Below are 12,162 nucleotides of genomic sequence, written 5' to 3'. Positions count from 1 at the left end.
GGCGAAATCTAGCGTGCGCACGTGAATGCGGCGTGCCCCCGACGTTTCGCTGGACCGCACCTTGGAGAATGACCCGCATGGCACCGCGGACGAAGAAACAGGAGCTGCCCGACGACTTCGAGGAGCACATCCTCGACATCGACGTCGGCGACGAGATGCGCTCGTCGTTCCTGGAGTACGCCTACTCGGTCATCTACTCCCGCGCGCTGCCCGACGCCCGGGACGGCCTCAAGCCCGTGCAGCGCCGGATCCTGTACACGATGAACGACATGCGGCTCCTCCCCGACCGCGGGCACGTGAAGAGCGCCCGCGTCGTCGGTGAGGTCATGGGTCGGCTGCACCCGCACGGCGACGGTGCCATCTACGACGCCATGGTCCGGATGGCCCAGCCCTGGTCGATGCGGCTGCCGTTCATCGACGGGCACGGCAACTTCGGCTCGCCCGACGACTCCCCCGCCGCCATGCGTTACACCGAGGCCCGGATGGCGCCGGCCGCCGTCGCGATGACGGGGTCCATCGACGAGGACACCGTCGACTTCAAGCCCAACTACGACAGTCGCGAGCTCGAGCCGTCGGTGCTGCCGGCGGCGATCCCGAACCTGATCGTCAACGGCACGACCGGCATCGCGGTCGGCATGGCCACCAACATCGCCCCCCACAACCTGGTCGAGGTCGTCCAGGCGCTGCGCCACCTGATCAACCACCCGAAGACCGACGTCGAGGGGCTGATGCGGTTCATCCCCGGCCCGGACCTGCCGACCGGCGGCAAGATCGTCGGCCTCGAGGGCATCCGGGACGCCTACGAGACCGGCCGCGGCACCTTCCGGATGCGGGCGACCGCTCGGGTGGAGTCGGTGACCCCGCGTCGCAAGGGCATCGTGGTCACCGAGCTGCCCTACGGCGTCGGCACCGAGAAGGTCATCGAGCGGATCAAGACGCTGGTCCAGGGCAAGAAGCTCCAGGGCATCTCCGACATCAAGGACCTCACCGACCGCGAGAAGGGCCTGCGGCTGGTCATCGAGGTCAAGAACGGCTTCCACCCCGAGGCGCTCCTCGAGCAGCTCTACAAGCTGACCCCGATGGAGGACACGTTCGGCATCAACAACGTCGCCCTCGTCGACGGCCAGCCGCGCACGCTGGGGCTCAAGGAGATGCTGCAGGTCTTCCTCGACCACCGCTTCGAGGTCGTCCGGCGGCGCTCGCAGTTCCGGCGCAACAAGAAGGCCGAGCGCCTCCACCTCGTCGACGGCCTGCTGATCGCCCTGCTCGACATCGACGAGGTCATCCAGGTCATCCGCGGCAGCGACGACGCGGGCGCCGCCAAGGAACGGCTGATGACGGTCTTCGACCTGTCGGTCCCGCAGGCGGAGTACATCCTCGAGATGCAGCTGCGCCGGCTCACCCGCTTCAGCCGGATCGAGCTGGAGAAGGAGCAGGAGACGCTGCGCCGCGAGATCGAGGAGCTCGACGCGATCCTCAACGACGACAAGCTGCGCTGGAAGGTCGTCTCCGACGAGCTCGCCGAGGTCGCGAAGACCTACGGCACCCCCCGTCGTACAGTCCTGCTGGAGTCGGCGGGCACGACCGTCACGTCAGCGGCGGTCCCGCTCGAGGTCGCCGACGACCCCTGCTTCGCGTTCCTGTCCTCCAGCGGCCTGCTGGCCCGGTCCACGACCGACGAGCCGCTCGGCTCCGGCGGGGGACGCACCAACCACGACGTCGTCGTCTCCGCGGTCCGCACCACGGCCCGCGGCGAGATCGGCGTGGTCACCTCGCGCGGCCGGCTGCTCAAGCTCAGCGTGCTGGACCTGCCGGCGATCCCGTCCTCGGCCAACGATCCCAACCTGCAGGGCGGCGTGCCGCTGTCCGAGGTGCTCTCGCTGGACGCCGGCGAGCGGGCTCTGGCCCTGAGCGCGCTGCCCACCGACGGGCCGGGCCTGGCGCTCGGCACCCGTCAGGGCGTGGTCAAGCGCGTCAACCCCGAGGTCCTCAACCGCGACGAGTGGGACCTGGTCTCGCTCAAGGACGGCGACGAGGTGGTGGGCGTCCTGGACCTGGCCACCGGCCGGGAGACGCTGTGCTTCATCAGCTCCGACGCCCAGCTGCTCCACTTCGGGGCCGACGCGGTGCGTCCCCAGGGCCGCTCCGGCGGTGGCATCGCCGGCATCCGGCTCTCCGCCGGGGAGCAGGTGGTCTGGTTCGGGGCCGTCGACCCCGCCGGCTCGGTCGTGGTGACGGCCTCCGGCTCGTCCACGGCCCTGCCCGGCACCGAGCCGGGCTCGGTCAAGGTGACTCCGTTCACGGAGTACCCCCCCAAGGGGCGCGCGACCGGTGGGGTGCGCTGCCACCGGTTCCTCAAGGGCGAGGACGCCCTGGTCTTCGCCTGGGCCGGCCCGGCCCCGGCTCGCGCCGCGGCCACCAGCGGTGCGCCCGTGGAGCTGCCCGAGGCCAACGGCCGTCGCGACGGCTCCGGCATCCCCGGCAGCCAGCCGATCGCCGCGTGCGCCGGACCGGTCGCCGACCGGGTGACGCCCACCGTTGTGGAAGGCTGACCCCATGCAGACCCGTGCCCGCCGGGCCACCGCCCTCGCGGCCGCGTCGGTCGCCGTGCTGGCGTTCGGCGCGTGCAGCGACGACAGCTCCTCGGCCGCCGGCAAGAGTCCCGAAGAGGTGCTCGCCGGGGCCAAGAAGACCCTCGACGACACCAGCGGCGTGACCATCGGCCTGACCACCGACGACCTCCCCGACGGGGTGACCGGGGTGGAGAAGGCCGAGGGTGTCGGCACCCACGCCCCTGCCTTCGACGGCTCGATCACGGTCGTGCTGTCCGGGCAGTCGTTCGAGGTGCCGGTCGTGTCGGTGGACGGCACGGTCTACGTCCAGCTGCCGCTGACCCCGGGCTGGCAGGACATCGACCCTGGTGACTACGGCGCCCCGGACCCCGCCCGGCTGATGAGCCCCGACAACGGATTCTCCTCGCTGCTGACCGCCACCGAGGACGTCGAGGAGGGCGACAGCGTGCGCGGGGGCCAGGGCAACGCCGAGGTCCTCACCGAGTACACCGGCACCGTCTCCGGCGACGTCGTCAAGAACGTCATCCCGACCGCCTCGGGCGACTTCGACGCGACGTACACCATCACCGACGACGGCGAGCTGCGCGAGGCCGACCTGACCGGCGAGTTCTACGCCGACTCCGAGCCGATGACCTACGTCATCACGTTCGACTCCTACGGCGTGCAGAAGGAGATCTCCGCGCCGTGACAGGTCAGCCGCGGGTGCTGCTCGCGCTCGCGGCGGTCGCCGTCGCGTTCGCCGCGGCCGACACCTACGTCGTGGTGCTCGCGCTGCCGGACATGATGAACAGCGTCGGCATCCCGATCGACCAGCTGCAGCGCGCCGCCCCGATCGTCTCCGGCTTCCTGCTGGGGTACGTCGCGATGCTGCCGCTGATCGGGCGGATCGCCGACCTGCGCGGCCGGGTCCCCGTGCTGGTGGCGGCGCTGGTGCTGTTCGCGCTGGGCTCGCTGGTCACCACCCTGGCCTACGACATGCCGACCCTGGTCGCCGGCCGCTTCCTCCAGGGCGTCGGCGGGGGCGGCCTCGTGCCGGCCACGCTGGCGCTGGTGGCCGACCTCTACCCGGCCGACCGCCGCGGCGTGCCGCTCGGGGTGGTCTCGGCCGTCCAGGAGCTCGGCAGCGTCCTCGGGCCGCTGTTCGGCGCCCTGGTGCTCGCGGTGGCCGACTGGCGGGCGATCTTCCTCGTCAACCTCGCCGTCGGGCTCGTGCTCGCCGCCGCCATCCGCGCCGCCGCCCGAGGCCCTGCCCTCGTCGCCGGCTCCCCCGTCGAGGACCGGGCGCGCGCCGGCGGCCCGAGACCACGCACCGACCTCCCCGGGGCACTGCTCCTGGTCGTCGCCCTGCTCGCCGGCGGCCTGGTGTTCGTCCAGCCCTCGGCGGTCATGCGCGACCTCACCTGGGGCCAGATGTTCATCCCGTTCGCGCCGGACTCGGTGCTGGGCGACAGCCGCTGGATGACGCCCGTCGGGGTCGTGGCGATCGTGGCGACGGTCCTGTTCCTGCTGCGCTGCGCCACCGCCACCCGGCCCCTGGTGGACCTGCCGGGCTGGGCTCGCAGCATGCAGGAGGCCGACCTGGTGGGCGCCCTGTTCCTGGCCGTGGCGCTGGCCGGCGTGATCTTGGCGTTCGCCACCGCCGACCCCAAGGTGCAGGTCTTCTCCGACCAGGGCGGGTGGTACCTCCTCGGGGCCGCGGTCGCGGCGGTCGCGTTCGCGCTCCACCTGCGCCGGGCCCCGGCCCCGCTGGTGCCGCCCGGCGCGCTGCGGCGTACCCCCGCCTGGGGTGCGATGGCGGTGAGCTTCTTCGTCGGCGCGGCGCTGATCGCCGCCCTCATCGACATCCCGATCTTCGCCCGCACCACCGTCTACCCCGACTCCCAGCTGATGGCGGCCCTGGTGCTGGTGCGGTTCCTGGTCGCGCTGCCGGTCGGCGCCGTGGTCGGCGGCTACCTCACCCGCACGGTGAGCGCCGGAGTCGTGACGGCGGTCGGGATGCTGCTCGCGGCGACCGGTTTCTGGCTGATGAGCCGTTGGGGCCTCAGCAGCCTCGACGACCTCTCCTCCAACGTGGCGCTGGTCCTCGGCGGCCTGGGCTTCGGCCTCGCCCTCGCCCCGGTCAACGCGGCCGTGCTGGCCAGCACCGACGACGACGTCCACGGCCTGGCCAGCGCCCTGGTCGTCGTGGCCCGGATGGTCGGCATGCTCGTCGGCATCTCGGCCCTGACCACCATCGGGCTGCGCCGCTACTACGCCGAGCAGGCCGACCTGCCGTCGGCCCGCGAGGTGTGCGGCGACTCGACCCGGTGCGACGAGTTCACGCACCTCCTGCGCGTCGCCGGCATCGCCCAGGAGCACACGGTCTTCACCGGTGCGGCGGTGTGCGCGGTCGCTGCGGCCGTGCTCGCCCTCGTCCTGTTCCGCGGAGCCACGACCCGCGCGGTCGAGACGGGTGAGATGCTGCGGGCCGGCGGATGAGCATCCGCTACGGTCGTCCCCGTGGCGAACTTCGATGACCTCCTGGCTGCCAACAAGGACTTCTCCGAGCACTTCGAGCTCGGCGGCTTCGACGGTGTGGCGCACGCCGGCGTGGCGATCGTGACCTGCATGGACTCGCGCATCGACCCGCTCCGCATGCTCGGCCTCACTGCCGGTGACGCCAAGATCTTCCGCAACCCCGGAGGCCGGGTGACCGACGCGGCGCTCGAGGCCCTCGTGCTCGGCGTCCACCTGCTCAACGTGAACCGGATCCTGGTGGTCCCCCACACCCGGTGCGCCATGGCCTCCAACACCGAGCAGGAGCTCCACGAGCGCGTCGGCCAGTCGGCCGGCCAGGACGTCTCCTGGCAGCGGTTCAACGTGGTCGAGGACCAGGTCGCCGCTCTCGAGGAGGACGTCCAGCGGGTGCGCTCGCACCCCCTGATCCCGGAGTCGGTGCTCGTCGGCGGCTTCGTCTACGACGTCGACAGCGGCCTGATCGACCAGAAGTTCTGACCTCGGGCCCCTGGCGGGCTATGGCCCCGTGGCGCGTTCGGGCGCACAATCCCGACCATGGGTCTGCTCGAGCGGGGTCCGCAGCTCGCTGCGCTCGCGGAGTACACGGCCGACGCCCGCCGGGGTGACGGCCGGCTGGTCCTCGTCTCCGGCGAGTCCGGCGTCGGCAAGTCCGCGCTGGTCGAGGAGCTGGAGCGCCGCGCGGGCGACGCGGTGTGGGCCTGGGGTGCGTGCGACGGTCTGTACACACCGCGCCCGCTCGGACCGCTGCTCGACATCTCGGCCACGCTCGGCGGCGGCCTGCGCTCCACGATCACCGACCAGCGGCCCCGGGAGGAGATCTTCCAGGCGCTGCTGTCGGACCTCGCCGGCTGCACGCCGTACGCCGTGCTGGTCGTCGAGGACGCCCACTGGGCCGACGAGGCGACGCTCGACCTGCTCCGGTTCGTCGCTCGCCGGATCCGCCGGACCCCGGTGCTGCTGATGGTGACCTACCGCGACGACGAGGTGCCACCCGGTCACCCGCTGCGCCGGTGCCTGGCCCAGCTGGCCACCGAGCGCAGCACCCGTCGCCTCGACGTGCCCCGTCTGTCCGCCGGCGCGGTCGCGGAGCTGGCGCGTGGCTCCGGCCTCGAGCCCGACGTCGTGCACGAGCTGACCGGCGGGAACGCCTACTTCGTCACCGAGCTGCTGCGCAGCGGCGCCGGGGAGCAGCTGCCGACCTCGGCCCGCGACGCGGTGCTCGGTCGGGTCGACGGGTTGGACCCCGGCCCCCGCCGACTGCTCGAGACCGCGTCGTTGCTGGGCGCCCGCGCCGACCTCGATCTGCTCGACGAGCTGGTCGCGCCCGAGCCCGACGCCTGGGACGCGCTGCTCGACTCCGGGCTGCTGGTCGCCGACGGGGGCGAGATCCGGTTCCGGCACGAGATCACTCGGCTCGCCGTCCAGGAGACGGTGCCACCGCACCGCGCGGCACCCGTCCACGCCCGGGTGCTGGCGCTGCTGGCCGACCGCGACGACGTCGACGACGCCCGGCTGGCGCACCACGCCGAGGGAGCGGCCGACGCTGCTGCAGTGCTCCGGCACGCCTCAGCAGCAGGGAAGCGGGCGGTCTCGCTCGCCTCGCACCGCGAGGCCGCTCTCCAGTTCGAGCGAGCCCTGCGCTGGGCCGCCACGGCCCCGGTCGAGGACCGTGCAGACCTCCACGACCGGCTCGGGGAGGAGTACGGCCTGCTCGACCGCTGGGACGAGGCGCTCGAGTCACGACTCGCCGCCCTCGACCTCTGGCGCGCCGTCGGTGACGCGGTGCGGGAGGCCGACACCCTGCGCCACGTGTCCACCTGCCACTACCGGCTGTGCCACGGCGGGGACTCGGACGCAGCGGCGTTGTCCGGGTTGGAGATCCTGCGCCCCCTCGGCCCGTCACCCGAGCTCGCCCGCGCCCTGATGTCGCGAGCCAGCCAGCAGATGGTCAACGGTCTCGACGAGGAGGCCGTCGCGATGGCCGACGAGGCGATCGCGCTCGGCGGGGAGCTGGGCCTGCCCGACGTGGTGAGCGACGCGCTCATCACGCGCGGCTGCGCCAGCATCGGCTCGGGCCGTCCGTGGCAGCCCGACCTCGAGGAGGCGGTGCGCGTGGGACTGGGGGCCGACGCGCAGAAGTCGGTCGCCCGCGCGTACGCCAACCTGCAGTCGATGACCCTGGGCGTGTACCAGCCGGCGCGAGCCGAGCGGTGGTACCGGCTGGGGATGGAGTACTGCGAGGGCCACGACCTCGGCACGTACGCCAACTGCCTCGCCGCCGCCCAGGTGACGACGCTCGAGTGGACCGGCCGCTGGGACGACGCGGTCGCGATGGCCCGGGCGCGCCTCGCGATGCCGCACCTCTCCCCCGTGAACCGGTTGAGCACCTACATCAGCCTGGGCTCGGTCAACGCCCGCCGCGGGCACCCCGAGCCCGCCTGGGAGAACCTGGACACCGCCCTGGGGCTCGCCGTACCCCTCGCCGAGCCGCAGTACCTGGTGCCGACGCACCTCGCCCGGGCCGAGGCCCACTGGCTCGAGGGACAGCGTGCGTCGGCCGTCGACGAGCTGTGCTCCGCGCTGGCCGTGGTGGACAAGGTCGACCCCTGGACACGCGGGCTGGCCGCCACCTGGGCCGGCCGCCTCCACGTGCCGTTCCCCGCCGTCGAGGTCGCCGAGCCGTTCACCACGTGGCTGGGTGGTGACCCGGTGGTCGCGGCCGCCGACCTGGACGCCCGCGGCTGCCCGTACGACGCCGCCCTGGCGCTTCTCGACGCGGGCGACGAGGAGCACCTGCGCGAGTCGCTGCTCCGGCTGGAGGAGCTCGGGGCCACCGCGCCCGCCGCCGTCGTACGCCGGATGCTGCGCGAGGCGGGCGCGCGGTCGGTGCCCAACGGCGTGCGCGCCACCACCCGCGCCCACCCCTGCGGGCTCACGCGACGCGAGCAGGAGGTGCTCGAGCAGGTCGCGGTCGGCCTGACCAACGACGAGGTCGCGGCCCGCCTGTTCATCTCGGCGAAGACCGTGGACCACCACGTGTCGTCCGTCCTCACCAAGCTCGGCGTCGCCAACCGGCGCGCGGCCGGCGAGGAGGCCAGGCGGCTCGGCCTGGTGGGGGCCGCCCCCGTGCCGCCCCAATCTGGGGAGCCCCTCGCGGCAACCTAGGGAGGCGCTCCCGATCCGCTCCCCCGCTGGCGCTCCTAGCGTCGTGGCTGTCCACCATCGACACCCCCACCCGAGGAGCAACTCATGCCGCTCTACATGGACATCCACCACCTCGAACCCGGCGTCACCATGGACGACGTCGCCAAGGCCCACACCGCCGACCTGCAGGTCCAGGACAAGTACGAGGTCAACTACCTGCGCTACTGGGTCGACGAGGCGGAGGCCAAGGTCTTCTGCCTCGTCGAGGCACCGTCCCCCGACGCCGCCAACACGGTGCACCGCGAGGCGCACGGCCTGGTGGCCGACGAGGTGCACCTCGTGAAGGAGGGGTCGTGAGCACCGGGCTGCGGCGGCTGCTGGTCGGGCTGGTCGCCGGCACCCTGCTCATGACCGGCGCCGCCTCGGCAGCCGACGCCCACCACCCCTCGAAGCTCGACCGCCTGCGGTTCGCGACCGCGCCGTACTTCGACATCGACGAGGCCGTCGAGGACGGGTACGGCGAGCTCAAGGACGCCGAGGGCATCGCCTGCATCGACAGCGGTGACCCGCACGAGGGTGCCATGGGCATCCACTACGTCAACGGCACCCTGGTCGGCGACTCGCAGGTCAGGCTGCTCAAGCCCGAGGCCCTCATCTACGAGCCCCAGGAGGACGGGGACATGGAGCTGGTCGCCGTGGAGTACGTCGTGTTCCGCAAGGCCTGGCGCGAGGCGCACCCGACCGGCCGACCGCACCTGATGGGGCAGGAGTTCTCGCTGGTGAAGGCGGGCAACCGCTACGGCCTGCCGGCGTTCTTCGAGCTCCACGTGTGGGCGTGGCGGCACAACCCGCACGGGATGTTCGAGGACTACAACCCGCGGGTGAGCTGCGAGTTCGCCCCCGCCGCCTGAGCGCTGCACTCCTGGTCCGGCCCCACCGGGCCGGATCAGGAGCTGCTGGGACGCCCCTGTGCGCTGCTGGCCCTCCACAGGGCCCGGTCGCGGGCCCGGACCACCCGGCGTCCGTAGGCGATCACCGCCACGGCGTTGCCGAGCAGCACGAGGCCCAGAAAGGCCAGCACGATCACGGAGTCCATGTGCGTGCGTCCGCTGCGCAGCTCCTCACCGGTCCCCCAGGCGACCCAGGCGCCGACCAGCAACGCCACGCCCGAGCCGGCCAGCGCCCAGCCCGCGGGCTCGATGTGGTCCTCGATGTCGTTCCCCCTTCGTCTGTCGGTCCTGCCGTCAGGCGTCGAGGGCCTCGACGTCGACCTCGTAGGCGCCCTGGACGATGAACTCCTTGCGCGGCGCCACGTCGGAGCCCATCAGCAGCTCGAACACCCTGGCGGCCTCGTCGGCGTCCTCGACCCTGATCCGCCGAAGCGTGCGTCGGCGAGGATCCATGGTCGTCTCGGCCAGCTGGTCGGCGTCCATCTCACCGAGGCCCTTGTAGCGCTGGGGCGGCTCCTTCCAGCGCAGGTTCTTCTTCTTGAGCTCGGCCAGCTTCCGGTGCAGCTCGGCGTCGGAGTAGGTGTAGACGTACTTGTCCATCCCCTTCTTGGGGTTGGTCAGCTCGATCCGGTGCAACGGTGGCACCGCCGTGTAGACCCGCCCCTCGGCGATCAGCTCGGGCATGTACTTGAAGAACAGCGTCGCCAGCAGGCAGCGGATGTGCGCGCCGTCGGAGTCCGCGTCGGCCATGAAGATGATCCGGCCGTAGCGGGCGGCCTCGAGGTCGAAGGTCCGCCCGGAGCCGGCGCCGACGACCTGGATGATCGAGGCGCACTCGGCGTTCTTCAGCATGTCGCCGACCGAGGCCTTCTGGACGTTGAGGATCTTGCCGCGGATCGGCAGCAGCGCCTGGAACTCCGAGTCGCGGGCCAGCTTGGCGGTGCCGAGCGCCGAGTCACCCTCGACGATGAACAGCTCGGTGCGCTCGTTGTCGGTGGCCCGGCAGTCGGCGAGCTTCGAGGGCAGCGAGGAGGACTCCAGGGCGTTCTTGCGCCGCTGGGTCTCCTTGTGCTGCCGCGCCGCGATCCGGGTCTTGGCCGCGCCCGCGACCTTCTCCATCACGAGCTTGGCCTGGGCCTTCTCGCCGCGCTTGGTGGAGGTGAGGAACTTCTTCAGCTCCGCCGAGGCGACCTTGCGCACGACGGTGCGCGCGGCAGGGGTGCCGAGGATCTCCTTGGTCTGGCCCTCGAACTGCGGCTCGGCCAGCCGGACGGTCACGACCGCGGTCATGCCCTCGAGCACGTCGTCCTTGATCACGTCGGCGTCGTTGACCTTGAGCGCCTTGGTGGAGCGCATCACGTCGTTGAACGTCTTGGTGACCGCCTGCTCGAACCCGCTCACGTGGGTCCCGCCCTTGGGGGTGGCGATCACGTTGACGAACGAGCGCAGCTCGGTGTCGTAGCCGGTCCCCCACCGCGCGGCGATGTCGACGACCAGCTCCCTCTCGACCTCCTGCGGGGTCATGTGTCCCTTGTCGTCGAGCAGCGGAACGGTCTCGGTGAAGGTGTCCATGCCCTGCAGCCGGATGATCTCGGTGACCGGCTCGTCGTGCGCCAGGAACTCGGCGAACTCGGCGATTCCGCCGTCGTGGCGGAACTTCTCCTCCACCGGCGTCTCGCCGCGCAGGTCACGGATGACCAGCTCGAGGCCCGGGACGATGAACGAGGTCTGCCGGGCCCGCCCGAGCAGACCCTCGAACTCGAAGGCCGCGTCCTTGGTGAAGATCTGCCGGTCCGGCCAGAACCGGATCCGGGTGCCGGAACGCCCCTTGGCGACCCGGCCGCCCTTGCGGGTCAGGCCCGACTGCGGGGTGAAGCCGGCCGCCGGGCCCTCGCCGTCGAAGACACCCGGGAGGCCACGGTGGAAGCTCAGCCCCTGCTGGTTCGGAGACCGGTCGACGTCGATGTCCATCCGGGTGGAGAGGGCGTTGACCACCGAGAGACCCACGCCGTGCAGACCACCCGTGGCGTTGTAGGAGCCGCCGCCGAACTTGCCGCCGGCGTGCAGCTTGGTCGCCACGACCTCGACACCGGGCAGCCCGGTCTTGGGCTCCTTGTCGGTGGGGATGCCGCGACCGTCGTCGTACACCTCGACGGAGTCGTCGCGGTGGAGGGTGACCTCGACCCGGTGCGCGTGGCCGGCGAGGGCCTCGTCGACACCGTTGTCGATGATCTCCCACAGGCAGTGCATCAGGCCACGGGTGTCGGTCGACCCGATGTACATCCCGGGGCGCTTCCGGACCGCCTCGAGGCCCTCGAGGACGAGGAGGTGTGCGGCGTTGTACGTGTTGTCGATCGTCGGCTCCCAGCGTGCGCAAATCCGGTGGTGGTGCAGCCCCGAATCTACCTGCGACACGCCGCGCGACGCAGAAGGCTCGCCTGCCGGTCGGCTGACCAGGGCGGGACTACCGTGGGTGGTGAGTCAGCAGCACGGCACCACCGTGGGGGACGTCACGATGTGGCCACAATCGGGTATGCCGACCCGGTTTCCGCATCCGCCTCTCCCCTTCGGGCGTCACACTCGAAAGGGCTAGACAGCTTCCTCCCCAATATTGGGCTCCCGAGGTGTGGGAACCAGGGCGGAGGGGAAGACACTCCGTGATTGGATGACGTGTCCGGCAACACGTCGTCGGGGGAATCTTTCAGACCGCCGACTACGTTGAGCAAGACACGATGATCAGAAATGAGGCCGATGTGACCACTGCAGTTGCCCCCAGCTCCGCCGCGTTGACCGCCGCGGACCGCTGCGACCGTTGCGGAGCCCAGGCCTACCTTCGTGTGGAGCTCCAGAGCGGCGGCGAACTCCTCTTCTGCGCCCACCACGCGCGGGAGCACGGCGACAAGCTGCGCGAGATCGCGGCCAACGTCCAGGACGAGACGCACAAGCTCCAGAACACGCCGGCCGTCGCGCCGGACTCG

10 protein-coding genes are annotated in these 12,162 nt (G+C 71.7%); 8 read left to right on the top strand and 2 right to left on the bottom strand.

The genetic code is table 11. The features are described from left to right. Positions 1 to 77 precede the first annotated feature (77 nt). From ACFO9I_RS09680 to ACFO9I_RS09650, 7 genes are all read left to right on the top strand, one after another. Complete coding sequence (locus tag ACFO9I_RS09680) at positions 78 to 2,552, top strand: DNA gyrase/topoisomerase IV subunit A (protein WP_379180213.1); 2,475 nt, start codon at positions 78 to 80, stop codon at positions 2,550 to 2,552. 4 nt (positions 2,553 to 2,556) lie between these two features. Continuing rightward, positions 2,557 to 3,261 (top strand): LppX_LprAFG lipoprotein, encoded by a 705-nt coding sequence (locus tag ACFO9I_RS09675; protein WP_379180211.1) that lies wholly within the window; start codon positions 2,557 to 2,559, stop codon positions 3,259 to 3,261. Further along, complete coding sequence (locus ACFO9I_RS09670; protein ID WP_379180209.1) at positions 3,258 to 5,051, top strand: MFS transporter; 1,794 nt, start codon at positions 3,258 to 3,260, stop codon at positions 5,049 to 5,051. Before ACFO9I_RS09675 ends, ACFO9I_RS09670 begins: the two co-directional genes overlap by 4 nt. 21 nt (positions 5,052 to 5,072) lie before the next feature. After that, a complete protein-coding gene (locus ACFO9I_RS09665; protein ID WP_379180207.1) occupies positions 5,073 to 5,567 on the top strand; it encodes a beta-class carbonic anhydrase in 495 nt (164 codons plus the stop codon). A 57-nt stretch (positions 5,568 to 5,624) separates the two neighbouring features. Further along, positions 5,625 to 8,255 (top strand): ATP-binding protein, encoded by a 2,631-nt coding sequence (locus tag ACFO9I_RS09660; protein WP_379180205.1) that lies wholly within the window; start codon positions 5,625 to 5,627, stop codon positions 8,253 to 8,255. Positions 8,256 to 8,339: 84 nt separating this feature from the next. Next, entirely contained in the window at positions 8,340 to 8,591 is a 252-nt protein-coding gene (locus ACFO9I_RS09655) for a DUF4242 domain-containing protein (RefSeq protein WP_379180204.1), read from the top strand. Beyond that, positions 8,588 to 9,145, top strand: a complete 558-nt coding sequence (locus ACFO9I_RS09650) for a hypothetical protein (protein WP_379180202.1) — start codon at positions 8,588 to 8,590, stop codon at positions 9,143 to 9,145. Before ACFO9I_RS09655 ends, ACFO9I_RS09650 begins: the two co-directional genes overlap by 4 nt. Before the next feature lie 35 nt (positions 9,146 to 9,180). Here ACFO9I_RS09650 and ACFO9I_RS09645 read toward each other — a convergent pair whose 3' ends face one another. After that, entirely contained in the window at positions 9,181 to 9,399 is a 219-nt protein-coding gene (locus ACFO9I_RS09645; protein ID WP_379180200.1) for a hypothetical protein, read from the bottom strand. 79 nt (positions 9,400 to 9,478) lie between these two features. After that, on the bottom strand, positions 9,479 to 11,578 hold the full coding sequence (locus tag ACFO9I_RS09640) for a DNA gyrase/topoisomerase IV subunit B (RefSeq protein WP_379181115.1): 2,100 nt from the start codon (positions 11,576 to 11,578) through the stop codon (positions 9,479 to 9,481). 338 nt (positions 11,579 to 11,916) lie between these two features. Between ACFO9I_RS09640 and ACFO9I_RS09635 the strand changes: the two genes are divergently transcribed. Next, on the top strand, positions 11,917 to 12,162 hold a 246-nt coding region (locus ACFO9I_RS09635), incomplete at its 3' end, for a DUF7455 domain-containing protein (RefSeq protein WP_379180198.1).

This window comes from Nocardioides sp. GCM10023255, assembly GCF_042653125.1.
Classification (GTDB): domain Bacteria; phylum Actinomycetota; class Actinomycetes; order Propionibacteriales; family Nocardioidaceae; genus Nocardioides.
The sequence above is the reverse complement of the archived record's forward strand: the minus strand, read 5'-3'. Positions and strand labels throughout refer to the sequence as shown.